Raw genomic sequence first — 21243 nt, 5'->3', positions numbered from 1 at the left:
GTGCGCCGGGTATTTCGGCTCAGTGGCTCGTGGATGCGCCATTCCTTTTACCCGTCAGGGTCAGGTGGCTTTCGACATCATGTACGCCATCCACGGTTTCCGCGCTCAACACCGCCTTGCGGGCGGAGAACACGGTATCGACAGAACCCTCGAGGACAACCTTGGTTCCCTCGGCATGTGGTTCGATCATCGACGAATCGACGTCCGGCAGTGCAGCCAGACGCTCGGATACTTTTCGCTCGAGCTCGGCTGCGGTCTTGTCTGCTGTCGCATTCATGGTCGTAGATCCTCGCTGGACTTGCGACCTCACAACGGGCGAACGCGAATTTGGTTCGGCCGCGTTTTCATTTTCCCTTGTCCCATTTGCGCAGCAGCCGGTCGCGCTTCAGGCGGGAAAGCCGTTTCAGCCAGAAGATGCCGTCGAGCTGGTCGATCTCGTGTTGCATGCAGATGGAATAGAAGCCTTCGGCGTCCTCCTCGCGGACGGTACCGGTGAGGTCCTGGTAGCGGAACCGGATCCTTTTCGGCCGCTCGACCTCGTCATTGGCGCCGGGCATGGAGACGCTGCCTTCCGTATGACGCATCAACTCGCCCGAGGAGACCAGGATTTCCGGGTTGGCGTAGAAGCGCGGGCCGCTTTCCCTCGACAGTTCGAGCACCACGAGCCGCGTGAAGACGCCGACATGCGCGGCGGTGATGCCGACGCCGGGTGCTGCCCGCATCGTATCGAGTAGGTCATCGGCGAGGGCGGTCAAGGCAGCATCGAAAACGGTGACCGGTTCGCAAGGCCTGGAGAGGCCCGGATCGGGATATTTCAGGATGGTTCGGATGGCCATTTTCGAACTCCTCTTTCTGCCTTTCGGGCTGACTTCCCGGTTTTTCCGCATCGTTTCGTCATGCGCTCTGGACCCGGAACGGCAATTGTTCTAGCAGGAAAACCGGTGGCATAAGCAATAGCGCCGGATGCAGCTATCCAGTTGTTGACAATATGTTTTTTGCCGCCATTCTCCTTTTGTCAGAGACCAGCAGCGAGGGCGGCAGATGAGCGATATCGGCGAAGACCACCGCCTGCGCACAAAAACCGACGATGCCGGGGACGATATCTATTCCGAGGACGGCGCGATCCGCGCCGACTTCCTGGCGATGGTCGGCGCCGCAATCGCCGACCGCGACACGCTTTTCCTGCGCAGCCATGTGGCGCGGCTGCACGAATCCGAACTCGGCGACCTGCTCGAGGCGATACTGCCGGACCAGCGCCATGCGCTTGTGCGACTGCTCGGCGACGATTTCGACCTCACCGCACTCACCGAGGTCGACGAAAATATCCGAATGGAGATCGTCGACCAGATGCCGAACGCGCAGATCGCGGCGGCGATCGGCGAACTCGATTCGGACGATGCGGTCTACATTCTCGAAGACCTCGACCACGAGGACCGGGAAGAGATCCTGGCGCAGCTGCCGTTCACCGAGCGGGTGAGGCTGCGCCGCGCGCTGGATTATCCCGAACAGTCGGCCGGCCGCCGCATGCAGACGGAATTCGTCGCCGTGCCGCCGTTCTGGACCGTCGGCCAGACGATCGACTACATGCGCGACGAGGAGGACCTGCCGGAGAGCTTCACCCAGATCTTCGTCATCGACCCGACCTTCAAGCTGCTCGGCGTGCTCGACCTCGACCGCATCCTGCGCGCCAAGCGACAGGTGAAGATCGAGACGATCATGCGGGAGACGAACTATCCGATCCCCGCCGACATGGACCAGGAAGAGGCAGCCCAGCTCTTCGAGCAATACGACCTGCTCTCGGCAGCCGTCGTCGACGACAACGGCCGCCTCGTCGGCGTGCTCACCATCGACGACGTGGTCGACGTCATCCAGGAGGAGGCGGAAGAGGACATCATGCGCCTCTCGGGCGTCGGCGACGAGGAACTGTCCGACTCCGTCCGGGAAACCTCGCGGTCGCGGGTGCCGTGGCTGCTGGTCAATCTTTTCACTGCCTTCATTTCGGCGTCCGTGATCTCGCTGTTCGAGGCGACGATCGAACAGGTGGTGGCGCTCGCCATCCTGATGCCGATCGTGGCCGGCATGGGCGGCAATGCCGGCTCGCAGACGATGACGGTGACGGTGCGGGCGCTTGCGACCCGCAATCTCGACATCCACAATGCCTGGCGCGTCGCTCGACGCGAGGCGGGCGTCGGCCTGATCAACGGCGTGGTGATCGGCTGTCTCGTCGGCATGGTGGCCGGCCTGTGGTTCCACGACGTCCATATCGGTGGGTTGATCGCTACCGCCATGCTGATCAACATGTTTGCGGCGGCCATGGCCGGCATCACGATCCCGCTGCTTCTCGACCGGGCCGGGGCTGACCCGGCGGTATCGTCGGCGGTGTTCGTGACCGCGATTACCGACACGACCGGCTTCTTCTCGTTCCTCGGCCTCGCGACCTGGTGGTTCATGCTCCCCTGAGCCCAAAAAATTGACTGTTACGTAAAAGTCAATTAGTTTGGCTGACGAGTAGCAGGACATGATCGTGAACAAGTATTATAGCATTACGGAGCTGACGCGTGAATTCGGGGTATCGACCCGCACGCTGCGCTTCTACGAGGACGAGGGTCTTATCCACCCCGAACGCCGGGGTCGCACGCGGCTTTTCCGGGCAACGGATCGGCGGCTGATCCAGGAAATCCTGCGCGGCCGCCGGATCGGCTTCACGATCGCCGAGATCCGCGAAATCATCCAGGTTTACAAGGAGCCGCCGGGAGAGCTGGGGCAGCTCAAGCTGTTGATGACGCGCCTCGACGAGAAGCGCAACGACCTGCGCCAGAAGCGCAAGGATATCGACGATACGCTGAGCGAACTTGACAATGTCGAGGAAGCCTGCCTGACCCGGCTCGCCGAAATCGGCGTCGGCACCTGATCTTCAAAGCGACCGCTATTGCGCCTCGATCGAGCACTGTTCGGCGAGCGACTGCACCCTTTCGTCCTGCGCGGCGATGGCACCAGACTGCAGCGGCGTCATCAGCGACTGCGCGATCAGCTTGTCGGCGGTGCAGCCGCAGAACTTCTGGCAGAGGCCGGCGTCGTTGCCCTGGCCCGTGCAGCCCGCCTCGCAGCTTCTGACATAGCCGATCCGCGGTTCCGGCGGCGGGGCGGGATGCACCAGCGAGAAGAGATAGACGAGGGCGATCAGCACTGGCTGGTGGACGAGATAGACGATCAGGCTATGGCGACCGGCCTTCGAGAGAAGGTTTTGCTGCGTCTGGACCGCTGCGAGCTTCGGAAGCCAGTTTTTCGATAGCGCCAGCCGCGTAACGGCCACCCCGGCCAGAAGTGCTGCGATCCACGGAAACAGCGGCACATAGTCGTTCGAACGCGGCGGCATTTCAGCAAAGCCGAGCCAGCTCAGGTAACGGGCGTTGAATAAAGCCCCGTCCAACGCGCCGGGGAAAAGACTGTAGTCGACGATCATAGCTGCCGCGACGAGGACGACGACGGCACCCGTCAGCAACGGGGGCAGACGCAGGAAGGCGAGGCCGATCAGGCTCGACAGCGCGATATTGTGCAGGATGCCGAAATAGATCCATTCGCTCGGAAAGGCGACCAACGTCGCGATACTGATCGCGAGTGCGGCACCTGCGACCATCGCAAAACGCTTCCAGAAGGGCTCCCAGCGGATCTTCGGGAAATGTGCGAGGACGAGGCTGACGCCCGCCAGGAACAGGAACGAGCTGGCGATCGAGCGGGCATAGACCTTGAAGAACCCTTGAGTCGCCGTGCCGGGATCGACATAGCCGAAAAACTCGAGATCCCACGTGAAGTGGTAGGTCGCCATGGCTATGAGGGCGACGCCGCGCAGCGTATCGATCAGCGTGATGCGGGGTCTGCGCAGGGCGGGATTTTCGGTTTCGGCAACGGTCACTGCTTGTCTTTCCGGATCAGATCTCAGGGCGTCCCACGGTCCATGATCGCCAGCCGGGCCTCGGAAAAATACTGGCGGCGGGTGAGCACGACAATCACGACGACGGTCATCGCGATGAACATATAGGGCCCGATGAACCAACCGAGATAGCCGATCGACAAAAACAGCGCGCGCAGGCCGGAATTGAAGTGGCCGGCCGCGATCGTGTTCATCCGCACCACCTGATCGGCCGCCCGCTCCGCCGCCGCCCGGTCGGCATGGGTGTCGTGCAGCATCGGCAGGGCGCCGAAGAGAATGGTGCAGTAGTTGAACAGCCGGTAGGACCAGCCGAACTTGAAGAAGGAATAGCCGAACAGGAAGGTGAGGCCGGCCACCTTGAGTTCGAAGGCGGTGCGGCCGCCGTAAGCGACGAAGGGCAGGTCGCGGAAGACCGCTTCCACCTGTTCGGTGGCGCCCAGCAGCGCGAAACAGCCGCCGATCGCAAAGATAGACGTCGAGGCGAAGAAGGCGGTGCCGTTCTGCAGACCCGCCAAGATCTGAGTGTCGATCATCTTCAGGTCGCGTCGGAGCGAGTTGTAGATCCAGTCCTTCCGCCGTTCGGCCATCGCCCGGTTGAGGCTGGCGCGCGGAAACAGCCGCGAGCCGGCGCCGGCGGTTATCCAGGAATAAAGGGCCCAAAGCACGGCAAAGAGGGCAAGCGCAACATAATCAGCGTTCGTCATAGGCCTCACCGTCGGAATCGGTCTTGATCCGTTCCGTCATGCTTTGTTTCGGTTTCGGCGGCAAGCCTCCTGCATCTTCAAGGGAACTATTTGGGGCGGGCAGGCGTTGCAAACATGAGCAGCCTGGAGTTCCGCCATGTTTCCGCCATTTTTGGATTGCGCTGGCGGCAGGATTTTAATAGACCATTAGCCATGACGACCCGAAGTGGACGTTTATCAATGCGGCAAGAACCTGGAGACGACATGGAAGATACCGTTCAGAAGTCCTGCTGGGGCGTGACCTTCAAGGCGCTGGTAGGATTTGCAGGTGCCTTGGCCCTCGCATATCTTTTCGGCGCTATCTGACCGTCTCAGTGAAATTCCGGAATTTCGGTTCTCGGCGTGGTATTCGTACCGCGCCGTTTCTATTTTAAGACCATGTCGCGGCCGGCTCACCGGATGTCGGGCAATCGCCAAGGCATGGCGGCACTCTGACATAGGTTTGGCTGACATAGGCTTGCCCATCCTCGTATCACCGCACGGATTCTCATGTTCCTGTCCGTTTTCGACGTTTTCAAGATTGGTATCGGTCCGTCGAGCTCCCACACGATGGGACCGATGTCGGCGGCCAACCGCTTCCTGGAGCTCATCCTGTCCAGCGACTGGCCACGACCGACCGGCGCGCATGTCGCGGCGCTGAAGGTGAGCCTGCACGGGTCTCTGGCGTTCACCGGGATAGGTCATGGGACGGGCAGGGCGGTGATATTAGGCCTGGTCGGTGAGGAGCCGCACGCCGTCGATCCCGACAGGATGGACGAGATCATCGGCGAAGTGGAGCGCAGCGGCCGCGTCATGCCGCCCGGCCATCCGGCTTACGAATTCCAGCCGAAGACCGACCTGATCTTCGACAAGAAGCAGCCCTTGCCGGGCCATGCCAACGGCATGAGTTTTTCCGCCTTTGACCGCGACGGCCGGCTTCTCCTGAAGCGCATCTACTATTCCATCGGCGGCGGTTTCGTGGTGACGGACACCGAGCTGGAGGCCATGCGTGCCTCCAAGAAATCGGCAGGCGATGCGCGCATTCCCTATCCCTTCGCTTCCGCCCGGCAAATGCTCGACATGGCGCGCGGTTCTGGGCTGACGATCGCGCAGATGAAGCGCGCCAACGAAGAAACCAAGATGAGCTCCGCCGAACTCGATGCCGGTCTCGACCGCATCTGGGAGGCGATGTCGAGCTGTATCGACCGTGGCCTCAAGGTCGACGGGATCATGCCCGGCGGGCTGAAGGTGAAGCGCCGGGCGAAGGCAATTCACGACAAGCTGAACGAGGAATGGCGCAGCAACCGCCTGAACCCCTTGCTCGCCAACGACTGGCTGAGCGTCTATGCGATGGCCGTCAACGAGGAAAATGCCGGCGGCGGGCGGGTGGTCACGGCACCGACCAATGGCGCGGCGGGAGTCATTCCGGCGACGGTACGCTATTACCTGCACTTCCATGAGGACGCGACCCAGGCCGACGTCCACAACTTCCTGCTGACGGCGGCCGCCATCGGCGGCATCATCAAGCACAATGCCTCGATCTCGGGCGCCGAAGTCGGCTGTCAGGGCGAAGTGGGTTCGGCCGCCGCCATGGCTGCGGCGGGGCTTGCGGCCGTCATGGGCGGCTCGCCGGAGCAGATCGAGAACGCCGCCGAGATCGCGCTGGAACACCATCTCGGCATGACCTGCGACCCGATCGCTGGTCTCGTGCAGGTGCCCTGCATCGAGCGCAACGCGCTCGGGGCCGTCAAGGCGGTCACGGCCGCCTCGCTCGCCATCAAGGGTGACGGGACGCATTTCGTGCCGCTCGACGCCTGTATCGAGACGATGCGCCAGACCGGCAACGACATGAGCGAGAAATACAAGGAGACGTCCACGGGCGGTCTTGCGGTCAACGTCGTCGAGTGTTGAACCGTCCCCGCTGTGGAGTGAACCGAGCAAACGCTTGACCTCACGTGCGGATGGGTCTTCAACCGAACCATGGCTCTACATCTCATCAAACTCTGCGTCGGCGCCGATTCGATCCAGGATCTCCAGGACTGGGTCGCCGAGCGGTCGCTCAATGCGATGGCTGCTGGCCTCGAGCCGCACAGCATCCATACGACCCGCATGGCGCCGAAGCGCATGGAGGAACTGCTTGACGACGGATCGCTTTACTGGGTGATCAAAGGGCAGGTGATGGCGCGGCAGAAGCTGCTCGACATTCGCACGGTTACCGGCGGCGACGGCATCCAGCGCTGCCAGCTGGTGCTCGGGCCCGAGGTCATCGAGACCGCACCGCAGCCGAAACGGCCTTTCCAGGGATGGCGGTATCTGAAAAGCGAAGAAGCGCCGCGCGACCTCGGCAAACTGGGCGAGGACGTGGCGGCGCTTCCGGAAGATCTGCGGCGGGAACTGGCCGAACTTGGACTTCTGTAGCGGCTGATCTCGCGATCAGCGAAGCCTGATGCGGACTGGCGCACGGCCGGCGCGGATGCCGATATGCAGGTGGACATTGGCTTCCGGCTGGGAATGCCGCCAGGCGCGGGCGCCGTGGCTGAGCAGCATGGCGACCAGGTCGCGGGTCTTTTCCTTGGAACGGTTCAAGCCGAGACCGGCAAGCCGCATGGCCGCCTCGTGAAGCGGGTTGAGGGCGACGCCCTTCGCTCTGGACTTCTGCGCCGGCTTGAAGGCCAGTTCTGCGCTGTTTTCATTCATTGCCATCGGAAACCCCGTCTACTCGTTACTCTCGAGATCCCTCCGCGCCGAAAGCCCGGCGCGGGTATTTCCTTGATCGCCGGCGGCGACGCTCACTGAAGCGACGCCCAGCAGCTGATGCCCTTCTTCTTCAACAGGTTGCAGGCATCGATGGCCGTCTTCTGGTCGTCGAAGCCGCCGAAGCGGGCGCGGTAGATCTGTTCGCCATTGTTGCTGAAGGCGACAGTGAAGGGTTTGGCGGAACGCAATACCTTGCCGCCTTTATCCTGCGCATTCTGCAGGAGATCCTGAGCTTGTTTCTGGTTCGGCGAGGCGCCGATCTGAATGACCCAGCCGTTCGCCGCCATCGACGCCTCGGAGGAGGGCTTTGCGGATGCCGCGGAGGCAGAGGCCTTGGTAGAAGCGGTCGTCACTTCATCGACGGCCGAGCGGCTCGTCCGGTGCGCCACGGCCACCTCGGTCTTGGCCGGCATATATTCCGGAGCCGGCGTCGGGACGGCGGAGGCCATTGCCGAGTTCATCGCCTGGGTGATGACTTTCTTCTGTTCCGGTTCCGCGGCATAGGCCGATGCGGCGGGAGCCATGGCTGCAGCCTGCTGCTCGGCATAACGGGCGCCAGGCAGCGGGCCGCTGGGCGGCAGGTCGAGGGCAGCCATCTGGCGTGCGTCGGACTGGGACGCGGCAACCGGCGAAGCGGACCTGACCGGCAGAGAAGGAGCGGGCGCAGCCGGGGCAGCCGGAGCCACCTGAGCGATCAGGTTGTTGTTGCCGCCGCGAGATGCCTCCGGAAGATATTCCGCAACCAGCTTGCGCATCGTTGCGTCACGGGCAGCACTGGAGCGGCCACCGAGCACGACGGCGACGATCGAACGTCCATCGAGCTGGGCCGAAGTTGCAAGATTGCTGCCGGCGGCGCGGGTGTAGCCGGTCTTGATGCCATCGACGCCCTTGACGTTGCCAACCAGGCGATTGTGATTGCCGATCGTCTGCTTGCCGAAATTGAAGCTGCGGATCGCGAAGTAGCCGTAATATTGCGGGAAGTGCTGGCGCAGGGCCATGCCGAGACGCGCCTGGTCACGTGCCGTCGTCATCTGCGCGGTATTCGGCAGGCCGTTGGCGTTGCGATAGGTGGTACGGGTCATGCCGAGCGCACGTGCCTTGCCGGTCATCAACGATGCAAAGCGCTCTTCGGAGCCGCCGATGAATTCACCGAGAGCGGTAGCGATGTCGTTGGCGGAGCGAGTGACGAGTGCGCGGATGGCCTGGTCGACCGAGACCGAACCGCCGGCGCGAACGCCGAGCTTGGAGGGCGGCTCGGATGCAGCATGAGCCGAGACCGGGACTTGCGTGTCGAGGCTGATCCGGCCGGCTTCAAGCGCTTCGAAAGTCAGGTAGAGCGTCATCATCTTGGTGAGCGACGCGGGGTAACGCAGACCATCCGGATCCTCGGAATAGAGAACCTTGCCGGTCTTGGCGTCGACTACGATACCGGCATATTTCGGACCTGCGGCAGCCGGCGTCGAAAAGATCGAAATCGCCACAGCCAATGTGAAGAGAAACCCGAGAAAACGTCCCGGAACCGTCGCATCACCCTTCGAAGGGAATGCAGAGAACATTTTTTTCGACACTGCCGCACTCATCGCTTGCATCACATCAGTCATATCCGGACGCGCCCCCGCCACGACCGTTACCCGTCAATCTAGGGGATTAGCGTTACCAAGAGGTTTATGATGAACAGCAGCTTGCTTCGATATACTGCATTTTAGACATCAACTTGGGGCTTGGACCGGACCCGTCCGCGGCGGCTTATTTCGCCAACCGGTTTTCGACAAAGAGGCGAACTGCGGCATCAATATGTTGCCAATCCCTCAAAAGCGCACTGGAGAAGCGATAAAGTATCGTCAGGTCATGCCCGATGTGGATATCCCGCTGGCAGTCGCCGCTGGTCGCCTTCTCACCGGCAGCCGGCAGCACGCAGCGCACGACGTAATCCGGTGCACCGGCGACCCGCCCCGTCAGGACGATCTCGCTGCCATAGCCCGAGTCGGCGCGCAGCCGGTGAAGCGTCAATCCGAAGGCCGCCTGCTGCGGCGCGCCGTCGAACAGTTTTGAGTATATCGGCTCCAGCCGCCCGGACATGTCGCGAGACATGGTGCTCTGGGATAATTGCAGGAAAATCAATGAGGAAGACTGGCCGACATCATCGAAGCGAGACCGCAGGCCGGCGCTGTAACCTTCAAGCTCCGGCCATGTGAGATAGAGGTCGACGCGCTCGGTGATACCGGCCCGGCGCTGGTCGCGGAAGCGAATGGTGTTGGCAGGAAGCTTGAGCTTGTCCTGGCCGATCCGAATCAGGAATTCTTCGGTACCGTCGGTGTGGCCGGCAAGTGCGATACGCTGGCCGAACCAATGACCACTGATGCTGACCACCGCCGTCAACAAAGCAAGGACGGCGATGGCGACAGTCAGCCGATAGACGAAGCGATTGGAGAGGAGCGGCGTTTCTTCTGCAGCCGAGAGGTTCCGGGCCGGACCTGCCATGACGTGCGCTCCATGTTCTCGTTCGAGAGGGGATTCGCCAGCGCCGGAACGGGACAGGAATACGGGAAGAGGCCAAGCGATTTGGCTACAGTCTGGATCGTTATGATTAACGCTTCGTAAAGCAAATCGAATCCGGGACAGTTCGGGCGATCGCCTACAGAGGTGCGATCGTGCCCATTGACCGCGGCTCGGGTCGCCGCGGTTTCCCGCCGACAGGAGAGGTGGGATTACTGGCCGACCGAGCCGACGGCGGTGGCGCGACCGTCCTGCAGCTTGACCCAGCGGGCGGGATCGTCGTTCGCCTGGCGCTTCAGGAAGGTGTATTCGGTATCCGACCAGACCATGACCTTGTTGCGCATGTTGTCGAGCACGAAGTCGCCGCGATCGGTGCGGACAGTCAGGACCGCGTGACCTTCGCCATTCGGCTGCAGGACGACGGTAATCAGCAGGTCCGACGGCGAAAAGCCCTTCGCGATCAGCATCTTCCGCTTCAGAAGCACGAAGTCTTCGCAGTCGCCGACGGTGCGGGGATAGGCCCAGCGCTCTTCGACACCGTAGATGTCCTGATCGGTCATCGGCGTGATCGAGGAATTGACCGTGTAGTTGACGTCCAGAAGCGTGCGCCACTTGTCTTCGGTCAGCGCCAACGGGCCGGCGTCCTTGTAGGTCGCGGCGCATTCGCTGACATAGGTCTTGCAAAACTCATAGTGGCCGAGCGGCGGATTGGCCTGGCCGAGAACACGCACGGAGCCGGCCGGCATGCCGAACGAATTTCCGGCGGTAAAGATTGTGACGATGGCGGTGATGGCGGCGAGGCCCAGTCCCTTGCTGTACTTCATTTTTATGTCTCCCCGTTGTGGGAAGAACACTGCCAGACAGGGTTTGATCGACCGGAAAATCTCGTAGTAAAATCAATATCTTATTTGAATTCAATTCGTCTAAAACATAGCTCAAATGCATCTCGAACTTTCATAAAATTCGAGACAAATTTGCCATTGGTTTTCATAAAATGCGTCCTGCCGGCATTGCCGCTTTCCCGCTATCCGCCTGTAATTCAAGCACTTCTTGCGAAGGGCTGGAGCAGCAGCCGGAGCGTCGGGAACCCGGATATGGCGGCGGTTGGTTGTGTTGGAGCAGGAAAGGAAAGGGCGGAGTGAGGGTGCACCACAGTCGAATCGGGCTCGCCGAGGTCGATTCTCGGCCTCAAAAAAAGTGCCGAAAGGGGACATTTTTTTGAAAGAAAGCCCGTTTCGGCACAAGCCGCCGGCTTTTTTCGGTCTGTCCAGCAACGAAACGGGACGGCTGGCGGAGGCAGACAACAAAAAAAGCGCCCCGAACGGGACGCTTCCGGATGGCGATGGTGAGAATGCTTTTAGAGGAATTCGGTCAGCGTTTCGCGCGACTGGACCGAATTGAACTCGATCGCCACGCCTTCCATGAAGTGACGCACGACTCGGCCGCGCATGTTGCCGAGCCGGACGGGTGTGCCGAGCGCCGGGCGGATATCGATATCGACGGCTGCGCCGGACAGCGAAAGGTCCACGATGCGGCAGGCATAACGCCGACCGTCGTCGAGCGTGATCTCCGTGCGGGTAACACGCGGCGCCAGGCGATCATGGCGGCGATCTTCCGGCAGGCCGAGTTCATGCTTGTTGGCGATCCAGGTCAGCTGGGCGGCCAGTTTCTCGCGCTTGCGGTCCGTCGCGTTGATCGACATCACGAAGCCGGTATCCGACACACTGACGACCATGCCTTCCAGCCGGCCGATATGCTCTAGATAGGCAATCACGCGTTCGCCGACGAGAGGACGACCGACGCAGGCAAAACTGACGTCGCCCGGCGACATGTCCACGACGTTGCAGGGAAATTCCTCATGCGTCGCCAGCATCAGCCGTCCTGGAATATTGACGGATACGCGCTGAAAGGAACGCTGTGCGGGAACGCTGGGTGTAGATGGAGTATGAGCCGGCTGAAATGAATACATTTGAGAGAGCTTTTCTCTTCTAAGTCTATCGTTAAGAGTATTAGCGCGCCTCGGTTAACAGAAGGTTTTGGAAGGCGCCGCCGCTGCTATCTGCCGCGACCGGCATTCGCTCTCACGAGGGAGGGCGGTCGGTCGGAAGCCGACCTGGCGCGTTGCGGAAAATCCCGCGATCGCCCGTGACCGGTACGCCGAAATGCGAACCGCTGCCGGTCAGGAACGTCCAGTTCTCGAGCGTCAGGAACGTGGCCGGCGTCGCCGTTACGGGATAGGGAGAGAGCCGGGGCAGGAGGGCGCCGAAAATGCGGTCGCTCGCCGTTGTCTCCGCCGATCGGATTGGCAGAAGCAACATCTCATAGGCATGGCGAATGTGGCCGTTCGAGGCGAGGACGTCCAGAAGCGCCGGCTGTTGCGAGTGAATGACGTTGTGGGCGATTTCCACCGGCTGCCGGTGGTCGGTTTCCGGCCAGACATCCGCAAAAGCCTGGCCCCGGAATTCACGATCGAATAGTTCGCAGATGCGGGTACCGGCCAGGCGGAATACCAGCGTGCCGGCAGGGTCCATGGCAGCCATGAAAAGATGCGGAAGAAGATGGCGCAAGGCGGCTGGATCGATCTCGGTCTTGAGGGGAAGTGCCCCGTCGTGCTTGAGATTGATCCAGTAGTCGAAGATCGCCCGGCTGGCCTGGTTGCGCATTCATCTTACCTGTTGCATTTCGAGACAGATCGCGCTTCATGCGCGGCTGGTCCTTCTTCAGCAGCGAAATCCATGCCACGGCAGAGGGGTCATGGTTAACGATCCATGAGCCTCCGACGCGCTGGCGTGACTGTGATCCCGGTGTGCTTTCATTTGAACGGCCGCTCCTATATGGCTGTCGGCCATTCCGCCGGGGAATGAGAAGACGGAAGGGACTGGCATGAACGACGGGCCGGATATGGCAAACGAGCAGCCCGAGGCGGATGACGACGCCGAGCGCTCGCAGCCGATTTTCAATCTCCCGCGGAGCCTTGTCGTGACGCTGGCTCTGCTTACGGTCATCTACATCGTGCAGGACTATGTGCTGGACGAGGATACGCGCGCCTATATGGTCGTCAATCTGGCGTTCACGCCGTTGCGTTACGTCTATCCGCTCGGCGAGCAGGGCTTTGCATGGGCGTGGACGCCGGTCACCTACTCGCTTCTGCACGGCGGCATCGAACACATCCTCTTCAACGCGCTTTGGTTGATGGCCTTCGGGGCGCCGGTCGTGAGACGGATCGGCACCCTGCGCTACATGATCTTCTGGATCCTCTCGGCGGTGGCCGCCGCCTTCTTCCACGCCGCGCTCAACTGGGGCAACGAGACGCTGCTGATCGGCGCGTCGGGGGTCGTCTCGGCGCTGATGGGGGCCGCCTGCCGGTTCGCCTTCCCGGAACGTCGGGGCTACGACCGCACCCACGGCCATCTCTATCCGCGTCAGTCGATCCTCGGCTCCTTCCGCAACCGCACCGTGGTGATCTTCACTGCCATGTGGTTTGCCGGTAACCTGCTGATCGCCTTCGGGGTGACACTGTTCGGCGCGGATATGGGGCCGATCGCCTGGGACGCGCATATCGGTGGCTTTCTGTTCGGCTTCCTGCTGTTCGGTCTTTTCGATCCCTTGCCGCGCCGCGCCATGCCGCTCGCGCGTCCTTGATCTCTTTCTTGATCTCTTTCCCGCCTCGCTCTACACTTCCGCATACGTGCAGGGACGGTTCCTCCACCCAGGCGCTTTGCTTTCGGGAACGGACAATGTCCAAGCCGAACTGGTTGCGAGGAGAGAGCCATGGCAATAGTCGTCAAGAACATGCTGGATGCAAAAGGGCGTGACGTGGTGACCGTCGGTCCCGACAAAACGCTGCTCGAAGTCGCCGGGATCCTCAACGACAAGAAGATCGGTGCCGTGGTGGTGATCGGCATGGAAGGCCGCATCGCCGGCATCTTCACGGAACGTGATCTGGTGCGTGCCGTCGCCGGCGAGGGCGCCGCCGTGCTCGATCAGCCGGTTAAGTCGGCAATGACCACTTCGGTGCAGCGCTGCAAGGACGAAACGACCGTCGACGAACTGATGGGAATGATGAGCTCCGGCCGTTTCCGCCACGTGCCCGTCGAGCAGGACGGCAAGCTCGCCGGCATAATCTCGATCGGTGACGTGGTGAAGTCGCGCATCCGCGAGATCGAACTCGAGGCCGAGCAGATCAAGGCCTATATCGCCGGCTGATTTTGGCCGAGCCTCGCCAAAAGGCGAGGCTCTTTACATATGTGGCGAGGCGAACTGCCCGCTCAGCGAGCGAAAACTTCCTGCATGCGCTTCAGCGCCGAGATCTGCGCCATCGTCTCCGTGTAACCGCGGTCGATCGCTTCGCCGGCGCGGTGGAATTCCGACAGTCCGATATCGGCAAGCCGCGGATGCAGCGCCAGGTCCGGTGGATCGCCGGCAAGCCGCGCCCGCGAGATGCGTTCCTGGATGATGTTGAAAGCCTGCACCATGGTGCCGGTCAGACCGACGCGGACATCCTCGGGTTTCTTGCGGCCGTCATCGATCGGCTGGACGCTGGCATTGTGCTTGACGACAGCCGACCGTCCGAAAATCTCATAGTTCAGGTTGACGGCGACCACGAGCGGCTGCTCATAGGCGCGGCATACCGAGGTCGGCACCGGATTGACGAGCGCGCCATCGACGAGCGTGCGGTTGTTGCATTTCACCGGCTCGAAAATGCCCGGCAGGGCGTAGGAGGCGCGAAGCCCGGTGATCAGCGAGCCGCTGGAGATCCACACCTCATGGCCGGTATGAAGTTCGGTCGCAACCGAAACGAAGGGGCGGTCGAGCTCCTCGATCGACAGGCCTTCGAGATGTTCCTGCATCCGCTTGGTCAACCGCATGCCGCCGAGAAGGCCGCCGCCGCCGATCGTCAGATCGAGCAGGCCGGCGATGCGGCGCATGGTGAGCGACCGGGCGAAGGTTTCGAGTTCGTCGAGCTTGCCGGCAAGATAACATCCGCCGACCAGAGCGCCGATTGAAGTGCCGGCAATCATGCCGACCTCGATCCCGGCTTCGTCAAGCGCCCTGAGCACGCCGATATGCGCCCAGCCGCGCGCGGCACCGCCGCCGAGGGCGAGGGCAAGCTTTGCTTTTTTGGGGGATTCGATGATGGGAGGAGGGGTAGGTTCGAGGATGTTCGTTTCGCCGCCGTCGGCAGGTGCCGCTTGCGGATCGTGACGGTTCCAACTCCAGTTCAGCATCGATAAACGCCCTCCACAGCTGAACAAACCCCAGTCTGTCGATTAACACACCAACAGATTTCGAAATCGTTTATTCAGTCGAGACATGCCGAAAAACGAGGCAGATCCCTAAATGGTTCCTTGATCCGAATAGACCACACCTGGGTCAAAATGACGCTGATCGTCGGTGATTTCAAGAACCGCCCTACCATCACTTTGGGTAACAGCCCGATAGAAACAGGAGCGGCGTCCCGTGTGGCATGTGGCGTCGTGTCCTGCGACTGAGACCTTGAGCCAGACGGCATCCTGGTCGCAGTCGGTGCGCAGCTCATGAACGGTCTGGAGATTGCCGGAGGATTCACCCTTCTTCCAGATCTTGGCACGCGACCGGCTGTAATAGTGGGCGATGCCGGTCTCGACCGTCAGCGCCAGCGCCTCGGCGTCCATATGCGCGACCATCAGCAGTTCGCCGTCACGGATATCGGTGACGACGGCGGTGACGAGACCGTTCTGATCGAAGCGGGGCGTGAAAGCGCCAGCGCCTTCGAGTTCCGTCTTGTCGTCGGAAGGCTGGTCGAAAGAAAGCGGCATGGGGAAACTCCGCCCGGGCAACCGCGTATCAGCGGTTGCGGGCCAGCGTGAAGAAACGGGCCTGTTCGGCGGCGTTCGCCTTGAACTCGCCGGTAAACGTCGTCGTCATCGTATGCGAGCCCTGCTTCTGCACGCCGCGCATTTCCATGCACAGGTGCTCGGCCTCGATCATTATGGCGACGCCGCGCGGCTTTAACGTTTCCTCGATCGCATTGGCGATCTGCGCCGTTAGGTTTTCCTGAGTCTGCAGGCGACGGCCGAAGATCTCGACGACGCGGGCGATCTTCGAGAGCCCGAGGACGCGGCCGTTCGGCAGGTAGGCGACATGCGCCTTGCCGATGATCGGCAGCATGTGGTGTTCGCAATGGGAGAAGAACGGGATGTCGCGCACCAGCACAATATCGTCATAACCCGACACTTCCTCGAAAGTGCGGCCGAGCACGTCCTCCGGCGACTGTTCGTAACCGGCAAACAGTTCGCGGTAGGAGGCGGCGACACGCTTCGGGGTCTCGAGCAGGCCTTCGCGAGCTGGATCATCACCTGCCCAGCGCAGCAGAACGCGCACAGCTTCTTCGGCTTCCTGCTGCGAGGGCCGGACCTGCTTCTCTTTCGAAGCCGGGAAATTCTTTACAATGGCATCCATCTATCGTCTCCTGATGCGGTTCAAGGCCGCATCCGACTGGCGTTACTCACGGACTGATCAGCCGCTGGGCACCTGCGGCTGATTTTTGGGCAATCTGGGGTTATCTGACCTTCGGCGAACATTTTTACAAGATATCCTATTCCGTTTTCGGTAGGATTTCGTGAAAACATCCTTTCTTGATGATCTCGCCCGGACATCACATATAATGGCAGGAAGCCTTTTATGGTAGCCCGCCGGACGTGACGCAGTGTTCAACAAGCGACGGCGGTTTCAAAAGCGAGCCTTGATGGACGACATCTATAACAGCAAGATCCTCGAATTCGCCGGCAATATCACCCATGCGGGCGTGTTGCCCGATGCGGATGCGAGTTCCGAAAAACATTCGAAACTGTGCGGCTCGAAGGTACGCGTGCATCTGAAGATGGACGGCGACCGGGTTACGGATTTCGCCCATGAGGTCCGCGCCTGCGCACTCGGCCAGGCCTCGTCCTCGATCATGGCGCGGCATGTGATCGGCGCAACCACGGCCGAGATCCGCAAGGCGCGCCAGGACATGCTCGCCATGCTGAAGGAACACGGCGAGGGGCCGGACGGCCGGTTCGAGGAGATGCGCTACCTGAAGCCGGTCAAGGACTACCGAGCCCGCCATCCCTCCACCATGCTGACATTCGAAGCGGTCGTCGATGCGATCGACCAGATCGAGGCGAGGGAACGGTCCGAAGCGGCCACCGTCTGATCCGATGTGCAATGCCCCCGACTGCCAGCATTCCAGATCCGAACCGAAGGCAGGCCGCTCACGCAACTGGACCGGCCCGTTTGCCAAGACGCCCGGCCGGCTATTCGGCATGGGGCTGATCCGCCTCTACCAGCTGACCCTGTCAGGCTTCATCGGCAATTCCTGCCGGCATATTCCGACCTGCTCGGAATATGGATATGAGGCGGTGGCGCGGCATGGGCTGTGGCCGGGCGGATGGATGACGCTGTTTCGGGTGGGGCGCTGCGGGCCTGGTGGTACAAGCGGTCTCGACCCGGTGCCGGAAGCGCTCGAAGGGCGGCAGCATTGGTGGACGCCATGGAGATACTGGCGCCGTCATGTCAAACCGGCATCGCCTCCATGAGGAACCGATGATCACCTATGTCGCGCTGCTTCACAGCATCGTTCTCGGCGGCGGCAAACGGGTCGTGATGGCCGACCTGCGCGCCATGGCGGAGGATCTCGGCTATCGGAATTGCCGGACCCTGGTTTCGACCGGCAATCTCGTCTTCGAAACCGGCAGGTCATCGATCGGCGATCTCGAGCAGAGACTGGAGACCGCCTTCGAGAAACAGTTCGGCAAACATGTCGATATCATCGCAAGGACCGGGGCCGACTGGCTGAAGCTCGCGGCCGGCAATCCCTTTCCATCAGGGGAGGGTTCCGAGGTCGGCGTGCGGGTGATGCGACAACCACTCGCCGAAAGTGTCCTCAACCTGCTCGAGCGCCACCGCGGCGAGGAGAAGATTTCCATCGTCGACGGCGATCTCTGGGTGGATTTCGGCGGCAAGGCAAGCGAGACGCGGCTGCTGTCGGCGATGACCACAAAAAAGCTCGGCATCGGCACGATCCGCAATGCCAACACGGTCGCCGGGCTTGCCGAAATGATCGGCTGAGCGGCCGCTCGCCTTTACTAAAACGCCAAAAGCATTTATCAGCCACGCCGGTTGCGCCCCAAGGGCGAACCGCCATTTATTCCAACACCACCCGCATTCGTTGGCGGGACTGGACAGGAGAAAGACATGTCCCAATCCGTTTCCCTTACATTTCCCGATGGCTCCGTCCGCGTTTTCGACGCCGGCACGACTGGCCGTGACGTTGCCGAGAGCATTTCCAAGTCGCTCGTCAAGAAGGCTGTCGCCGTCACCATCAATGGCACCGTGCAGGACCTTGCCGAGCCGGTGATCGACGGAAAGATCGAGATCGTCACCCGCACCGACGCCCGAGCGCTGGAACTTATCCGCCACGACGCCGCCCACGTGATGGCGGAGGCCGTGCAGGAGCTTTGGCCCGGCACGCAAGTCACCATCGGCCCGGTGATCGAGAACGGATTCTATTACGATTTTGCCCGCAACGCGCCTTTCACGCCCGACGATCTGCCGAAGATCGAGGCGAAGATGAAGGAAATCATCGGCCGCAACAAACCGTTCACCAAGCAGGTCTGGTCTCGCGAGAAGGCCCGCGAAGTCTTCGCAGCCAAGGGTGAAGGCTACAAGGTCGAGCTGATCGATGCGATCCCTGAAGACCAGGACCTCAAGATCTATTATCAAGGCGACTGGTTCGACCTCTGCCGCGGTCCGCATATGGCCTCGACCGGCCAGATCGGTACGGCCTTCAAGCTGATGAAGGTTGCCGGCGCCTATTGGCGCGGCGACTCCAACAACGCCATGCTGACCCGCATCTACGGCACCGCCTGGGCGACGCAGGAAGAACTCGACCAGTACCTGCATGTGCTGGCCGAAGCCGAAAAGCGCGACCACCGCAAACTCGGCCGGGAAATGGACCTCTTCCATTTCCAGGAAGAAGGTCCGGGCGTCGTCTTCTGGCATGGCAAGGGCTGGCGCATGTTCCAGACGCTGACGGCCTATATGCGCCGCCGGCTCGCCGGTACCTATGAGGAAGTCAACGCGCCGCAGGTTCTCGATGCCTCGCTCTGGGAGACGTCGGGCCACTGGGGCTGGTACCAGGAGAACATGTTCGCGGTGAAGTCTGCCTATGCCTTCACGCATCCGGAAGACAAGGAAGCGGACAACCGCGTATTCGCGCTGAAGCCGATGAACTGCCCGGGTCACGTGCAGATCTTCAAGCATGGCTTGAAGTCTTATCGCGAACTGCCTATCCGGCTTGCCGAATTCGGTCTCGTGCACCGCTACGAGGCGTCAGGAGCGCTGCACGGGCTGATGCGCGTGCGCGGCTTCACCCAGGACGACGCGCACGTCTTCTGCACCGACGAGCAGATGGCCGCCGAATGCTTGCGGATCAACGACCTGATCCTGTCGGTCTACGAGGATTTCGGCTTCAAGGAAGTCGTGGTCAAGCTGTCGACCCGGCCGGACAAGCGCGTCGGCACCGACGCGCTTTGGGATCGCGCCGAATCCGTTATGCTCGATGTTCTGAAGACGATCGAGGCGCAGTCGGAAGGCCGCATCAAGACCGGCATCCTGCCGGGCGAGGGCGCGTTCTACGGTCCGAAGTTCGAATATACGCTGAAGGACGCGATTGGCCGCGAATGGCAGTGCGGCACGACCCAGGTCGACTTCAACCTGCCGGAACGGTTCGGCGCGTTTTACATCGACCAGAACTCTGAAAAGACCCAGCCCGTGATGATCCATCGTGCCATCTGCGGTTCGATGGAACGTTTCCTCGGCATCCTGATCGAGAATTTTGCGGGCCACATGCCGCTGTGGTTCGCGCCGATGCAGGTGGTCGTTGCAACGATCACCTCGGACGCCGACGATTACGGTCGCGAGGTGGCGGAAGCGCTTCGCGATGCGGGCATGGTGGTCGAGACCGATTTCCGCAACGAGAAGATCAACTACAAGATCCGCGAGCACTCGGTCACCAAGGTGCCGGTCATCATCGTCTGCGGCAAAAAGGAAGCCGAGGAGCGTTCGGTCAACATCCGCCGCCTCGGCTCGCAGGCCCAGACCTCGATGACGCTGGACGAGGCGATCGCCTCGCTCAGCCTCGAGGCAACCCCGCCGGACGTGCTGCGTCGCCTCGAAGCCAGGAAGGCGGCAAAGGCAGCAGCCTGACCTAACTGATGATGGCGCCTGTGAATGCAGGCGCCATCAAATGCGATAGGGCAACGATAAGATGAGATGGCGTCGTCGGGCTGGCTAAGGTTCGGCGATTGCTGCGGAAACCCGGCTAGTTCCTGTCGTTGGCAACGGCGCCGGCGACCTGAGGCGTTTCGCGCATCAGCACTTCGACCTCGGTATTGCGGCCGGCTTTGACGGTGAACGAGCGCTGATAGATCTTGGTCTTGTTGCGGGCGACAGCAAGATATTCGCCCTCTGACAGCACCATGGTGGAGAAAGCGCTGACGCTTTCGTTGACGATGTCCCCGGCGGCGGTCAGGACGGACCAGGCCGTATCGGCAATCGCTTCGCCGCCCGGCTGGGAGACCAGCTTGAGGGTGATCTGCGCCGCACGATGCTGCAGCACGGCCTGGGTAAGCTTGCCGGCCTCCACCTGGATATCGGCCCGCACCACCGCGTTGACGCCGCCGTATTCCGAGACGACATGATAGGTGCCGGCATTCAGCCGCACGACTGTATTCGGCTTCACGTCCGACATCACCAGCGCCCGGTCGCCGTTGTCGCGCACATCAGCCGAATAGACCGAAAAGCTCAATTCCTTGGGCGGAATGCGCTGGTCGGTACCGGCAACCGCATTCAGCACGAAACCGCCGGCATCGAGCACCAGCGTCTGTTTCGGCACGTTTCCGCTTTCGGGGACTTTCAGTTTCTTGGTGACGCCGGCGCGGCCGAAGGCGCAATTGACGAAATAGTCGCCGGGGGGGAGCTGGAACGACGCCGAGCCGCCTTCGGAACTGGCCACCAGCGGCAATTTTCCGTCTTCGCCGGCAATTGGGCTGAAGACGCGCCAGGTGAGGCCTTCCTGCATGGGCTGTCCGTCGGACGTCAGCTTGGCGTCGAACTGCACGTCCCTTGAGAGTGAGCCGGGCGGGCCGCCGGGCAGAGCCGAGAAGGCATTGAGCTTGGGCATCTTCGCCGTGCTGTCCAGCGCGCGAAAATTCTTGAAGGCTTCTTCCTGGGCGAATGCGCTGAAAACTGAGCCGAAAGCCATCGCTCCGGCGAGGAACCAGCGTGCCGCAAGGGAAGTGCCTGCCATCTGTT

At 61.6% G+C, this 21243-nt stretch carries 25 protein-coding genes; 11 read left to right on the top strand and 14 right to left on the bottom strand.

Annotation, left to right across the window (positions count from 1 at the left end; all coding sequences use genetic code 11):
• Nucleotides 1-19: 19 nt before the first annotated feature.
• A complete protein-coding gene (locus C5J26_RS28785) occupies nt 20-277 on the bottom strand; it encodes a BON domain-containing protein (RefSeq protein WP_105404879.1) in 258 nt (85 codons plus the stop codon).
• A 67-nt stretch (nt 278-344) separates the two neighbouring features.
• Nucleotides 345-836 carry a peptide deformylase gene (locus C5J26_RS28780; protein ID WP_105404878.1) on the bottom strand — a complete coding sequence of 164 codons (492 nt, stop codon included), beginning with the start codon at nt 834-836 and terminating at the stop codon, nt 345-347.
• A 205-nt stretch (nt 837-1041) separates the two neighbouring features.
• Here C5J26_RS28780 and mgtE point away from each other — a divergent pair, with 205 nt between their 5' ends.
• Together mgtE and C5J26_RS28770 are read left to right on the top strand one after the other, a co-directional pair.
• The gene (gene mgtE / locus C5J26_RS28775) at nt 1042-2460 is read left to right on the top strand and encodes a magnesium transporter (RefSeq protein ID WP_105404877.1); all 1419 of its coding nucleotides are present in this window, start codon (nt 1042-1044) and stop codon (nt 2458-2460) included.
• A 58-nt stretch (nt 2461-2518) separates the two neighbouring features.
• Complete coding sequence (locus C5J26_RS28770; RefSeq protein ID WP_037082306.1) at nt 2519-2911, top strand: MerR family DNA-binding transcriptional regulator; 393 nt, start codon at nt 2519-2521, stop codon at nt 2909-2911.
• 15 nt (nt 2912-2926) lie between these two features.
• Here C5J26_RS28770 and C5J26_RS28765 read toward each other — a convergent pair whose 3' ends face one another.
• Entirely contained in the window at nt 2927-3913 is a 987-nt protein-coding gene (locus C5J26_RS28765) for a DUF1624 domain-containing protein (RefSeq protein WP_105404876.1), read from the bottom strand.
• 23 nt (nt 3914-3936) lie between these two features.
• Entirely contained in the window at nt 3937-4635 is a 699-nt protein-coding gene (locus tag C5J26_RS28760; RefSeq protein WP_105404875.1) for a DUF599 domain-containing protein, read from the bottom strand.
• A 114-nt stretch (nt 4636-4749) separates the two neighbouring features.
• Here C5J26_RS28760 and C5J26_RS32930 point away from each other — a divergent pair, with 114 nt between their 5' ends.
• The 3 genes from C5J26_RS32930 to C5J26_RS28750 all read left to right on the top strand — a co-directional run bounded on the left by C5J26_RS32930 (nt 4750) and on the right by C5J26_RS28750 (nt 7071).
• A complete protein-coding gene (locus tag C5J26_RS32930; RefSeq protein ID WP_172746153.1) occupies nt 4750-4980 on the top strand; it encodes a hypothetical protein in 231 nt (76 codons plus the stop codon).
• 183 nt (nt 4981-5163) lie between these two features.
• Entirely contained in the window at nt 5164-6564 is a 1401-nt protein-coding gene (locus C5J26_RS28755) for an L-serine ammonia-lyase (protein ID WP_105404874.1), read from the top strand.
• Between the two features lie 69 nt (nt 6565-6633).
• A complete protein-coding gene (locus C5J26_RS28750) occupies nt 6634-7071 on the top strand; it encodes a DUF1489 family protein (protein WP_046636189.1) in 438 nt (145 codons plus the stop codon).
• Nucleotides 7072-7086: 15 nt separating this feature from the next.
• Here the strand turns inward: C5J26_RS28750 and C5J26_RS28745 are convergent, their stop codons facing one another.
• From C5J26_RS28745 to C5J26_RS28720, 6 genes are all read right to left on the bottom strand, one after another.
• Complete coding sequence (locus C5J26_RS28745) at nt 7087-7356, bottom strand: hypothetical protein (protein WP_046640241.1); 270 nt, start codon at nt 7354-7356, stop codon at nt 7087-7089.
• 86 nt (nt 7357-7442) lie between these two features.
• Entirely contained in the window at nt 7443-8966 is a 1524-nt protein-coding gene (locus C5J26_RS28740) for a D-alanyl-D-alanine carboxypeptidase (RefSeq protein ID WP_245441312.1), read from the bottom strand.
• A 190-nt stretch (nt 8967-9156) separates the two neighbouring features.
• Complete coding sequence (locus tag C5J26_RS28735; protein ID WP_105404872.1) at nt 9157-9891, bottom strand: hypothetical protein; 735 nt, start codon at nt 9889-9891, stop codon at nt 9157-9159.
• A 227-nt stretch (nt 9892-10118) separates the two neighbouring features.
• Nucleotides 10119-10730, bottom strand: a complete 612-nt coding sequence (locus tag C5J26_RS28730) for a transglutaminase-like cysteine peptidase (RefSeq protein WP_105404871.1) — start codon at nt 10728-10730, stop codon at nt 10119-10121.
• A 533-nt stretch (nt 10731-11263) separates the two neighbouring features.
• Entirely contained in the window at nt 11264-11875 is a 612-nt protein-coding gene (locus C5J26_RS28725; RefSeq protein WP_105404870.1) for a PilZ domain-containing protein, read from the bottom strand.
• Between the two features lie 112 nt (nt 11876-11987).
• Nucleotides 11988-12569, bottom strand: a complete 582-nt coding sequence (locus C5J26_RS28720) for a PAS domain-containing protein (protein ID WP_105404869.1) — start codon at nt 12567-12569, stop codon at nt 11988-11990.
• Nucleotides 12570-12789: 220 nt separating this feature from the next.
• Here C5J26_RS28720 and C5J26_RS28715 point away from each other — a divergent pair, with 220 nt between their 5' ends.
• Nucleotides 12790-13548: a rhomboid family intramembrane serine protease gene (locus C5J26_RS28715; protein ID WP_105404868.1), complete on the top strand. Its 759-nt coding sequence runs from the start codon at nt 12790-12792 to the stop codon at nt 13546-13548.
• A 129-nt stretch (nt 13549-13677) separates the two neighbouring features.
• On the top strand, nt 13678-14112 hold the full coding sequence (locus C5J26_RS28710) for a CBS domain-containing protein (protein WP_105404867.1): 435 nt from the start codon (nt 13678-13680) through the stop codon (nt 14110-14112).
• A gap of 62 nt (nt 14113-14174) precedes the next feature.
• On the opposite strand, the gene C5J26_RS28705 is transcribed toward C5J26_RS28710, so the two are convergent.
• From C5J26_RS28705 to folE, 3 genes are all read right to left on the bottom strand, one after another.
• Entirely contained in the window at nt 14175-15134 is a 960-nt protein-coding gene (locus tag C5J26_RS28705) for a patatin-like phospholipase family protein (RefSeq protein ID WP_105404866.1), read from the bottom strand.
• A gap of 108 nt (nt 15135-15242) precedes the next feature.
• Entirely contained in the window at nt 15243-15704 is a 462-nt protein-coding gene (hisI, locus tag C5J26_RS28700) for a phosphoribosyl-AMP cyclohydrolase (RefSeq protein ID WP_105404865.1), read from the bottom strand.
• Between the two features lie 28 nt (nt 15705-15732).
• Nucleotides 15733-16347: a GTP cyclohydrolase I FolE gene (gene folE / locus C5J26_RS28695; RefSeq protein ID WP_105404864.1), complete on the bottom strand. Its 615-nt coding sequence runs from the start codon at nt 16345-16347 to the stop codon at nt 15733-15735.
• A gap of 286 nt (nt 16348-16633) precedes the next feature.
• Here folE and C5J26_RS28690 point away from each other — a divergent pair, with 286 nt between their 5' ends.
• From C5J26_RS28690 to thrS, 4 genes are all read left to right on the top strand, one after another.
• Nucleotides 16634-17083 (top strand): iron-sulfur cluster assembly scaffold protein, encoded by a 450-nt coding sequence (locus tag C5J26_RS28690; RefSeq protein WP_172746158.1) that lies wholly within the window; start codon nt 16634-16636, stop codon nt 17081-17083.
• A 4-nt stretch (nt 17084-17087) separates the two neighbouring features.
• Nucleotides 17088-17465 carry a membrane protein insertion efficiency factor YidD gene (gene yidD / locus C5J26_RS28685; RefSeq protein ID WP_105404862.1) on the top strand — a complete coding sequence of 126 codons (378 nt, stop codon included), beginning with the start codon at nt 17088-17090 and terminating at the stop codon, nt 17463-17465.
• A gap of 7 nt (nt 17466-17472) precedes the next feature.
• Entirely contained in the window at nt 17473-17997 is a 525-nt protein-coding gene (locus C5J26_RS28680) for a DUF1697 domain-containing protein (protein WP_105404861.1), read from the top strand.
• A 126-nt stretch (nt 17998-18123) separates the two neighbouring features.
• Nucleotides 18124-20136, top strand: coding sequence for a threonine--tRNA ligase (gene thrS / locus C5J26_RS28675; protein ID WP_105404860.1), 2013 nt, complete (start codon nt 18124-18126; stop codon nt 20134-20136).
• A gap of 115 nt (nt 20137-20251) precedes the next feature.
• Here the strand turns inward: thrS and C5J26_RS28670 are convergent, their stop codons facing one another.
• A complete protein-coding gene (locus C5J26_RS28670) occupies nt 20252-21238 on the bottom strand; it encodes a hypothetical protein (protein ID WP_105404859.1) in 987 nt (328 codons plus the stop codon).
• Between the last annotated feature and the right edge of the window lie 5 nt (nt 21239-21243).

This window comes from Neorhizobium sp. T7_12 (assembly GCF_002968535.1).
In the GTDB taxonomy this organism is placed as follows: domain Bacteria; phylum Pseudomonadota; class Alphaproteobacteria; order Rhizobiales; family Rhizobiaceae; genus Neorhizobium; species Neorhizobium tomejilense.
The sequence above is the reverse complement of the archived record's forward strand: the minus strand, read 5'-3'. Positions and strand labels throughout refer to the sequence as shown.

Bases quoted from the DNA above. Each gene is read 5' to 3' on its own strand.
- C5J26_RS28755 (WP_105404874.1), top strand. From the start codon at position 5,164: ATGTTCCTGTCCGTTTTCGACGTTTTCAAGATTGGTATCGGTCCGTCG.
- C5J26_RS28720 (WP_105404869.1), bottom strand. From the start codon at position 12,569: ATGCGCAACCAGGCCAGCCGGGCGATCTTCGACTACTGGATCAATCTC.
- C5J26_RS28750 (WP_046636189.1), top strand. From the start codon at position 6,634: ATGGCTCTACATCTCATCAAACTCTGCGTCGGCGCCGATTCGATCCAG.
- C5J26_RS28770 (WP_037082306.1), top strand. From the start codon at position 2,519: ATGATCGTGAACAAGTATTATAGCATTACGGAGCTGACGCGTGAATTC.
- hisI (WP_105404865.1), bottom strand. From the start codon at position 15,704: ATGCCGCTTTCTTTCGACCAGCCTTCCGACGACAAGACGGAACTCGAA.
- C5J26_RS28680 (WP_105404861.1), top strand. From the start codon at position 17,473: ATGATCACCTATGTCGCGCTGCTTCACAGCATCGTTCTCGGCGGCGGC.
- C5J26_RS28780 (WP_105404878.1), bottom strand. From the start codon at position 836: ATGGCCATCCGAACCATCCTGAAATATCCCGATCCGGGCCTCTCCAGG.
- C5J26_RS28735 (WP_105404872.1), bottom strand. From the start codon at position 9,891: ATGGCAGGTCCGGCCCGGAACCTCTCGGCTGCAGAAGAAACGCCGCTC.
- C5J26_RS28670 (WP_105404859.1), bottom strand. From the start codon at position 21,238: ATGGCAGGCACTTCCCTTGCGGCACGCTGGTTCCTCGCCGGAGCGATG.
- C5J26_RS28725 (WP_105404870.1), bottom strand. From the start codon at position 11,875: ATGTATTCATTTCAGCCGGCTCATACTCCATCTACACCCAGCGTTCCC.
- mgtE (WP_105404877.1), top strand. From the start codon at position 1,042: ATGAGCGATATCGGCGAAGACCACCGCCTGCGCACAAAAACCGACGAT.
- C5J26_RS28705 (WP_105404866.1), bottom strand. From the start codon at position 15,134: ATGCTGAACTGGAGTTGGAACCGTCACGATCCGCAAGCGGCACCTGCC.
- C5J26_RS28785 (WP_105404879.1), bottom strand. From the start codon at position 277: ATGAATGCGACAGCAGACAAGACCGCAGCCGAGCTCGAGCGAAAAGTA.
- C5J26_RS28710 (WP_105404867.1), top strand. From the start codon at position 13,678: ATGGCAATAGTCGTCAAGAACATGCTGGATGCAAAAGGGCGTGACGTG.
- C5J26_RS28715 (WP_105404868.1), top strand. From the start codon at position 12,790: ATGAACGACGGGCCGGATATGGCAAACGAGCAGCCCGAGGCGGATGAC.
- thrS (WP_105404860.1), top strand. From the start codon at position 18,124: ATGTCCCAATCCGTTTCCCTTACATTTCCCGATGGCTCCGTCCGCGTT.
- C5J26_RS28730 (WP_105404871.1), bottom strand. From the start codon at position 10,730: ATGAAGTACAGCAAGGGACTGGGCCTCGCCGCCATCACCGCCATCGTC.
- C5J26_RS28740 (WP_245441312.1), bottom strand. From the start codon at position 8,966: ATGTTCTCTGCATTCCCTTCGAAGGGTGATGCGACGGTTCCGGGACGT.
- yidD (WP_105404862.1), top strand. From the start codon at position 17,088: ATGTGCAATGCCCCCGACTGCCAGCATTCCAGATCCGAACCGAAGGCA.
- C5J26_RS28745 (WP_046640241.1), bottom strand. From the start codon at position 7,356: ATGGCAATGAATGAAAACAGCGCAGAACTGGCCTTCAAGCCGGCGCAG.
- C5J26_RS28760 (WP_105404875.1), bottom strand. From the start codon at position 4,635: ATGACGAACGCTGATTATGTTGCGCTTGCCCTCTTTGCCGTGCTTTGG.
- folE (WP_105404864.1), bottom strand. From the start codon at position 16,347: ATGGATGCCATTGTAAAGAATTTCCCGGCTTCGAAAGAGAAGCAGGTC.
- C5J26_RS28690 (WP_172746158.1), top strand. From the start codon at position 16,634: ATGGACGACATCTATAACAGCAAGATCCTCGAATTCGCCGGCAATATC.
- C5J26_RS32930 (WP_172746153.1), top strand. From the start codon at position 4,750: ATGAGCAGCCTGGAGTTCCGCCATGTTTCCGCCATTTTTGGATTGCGC.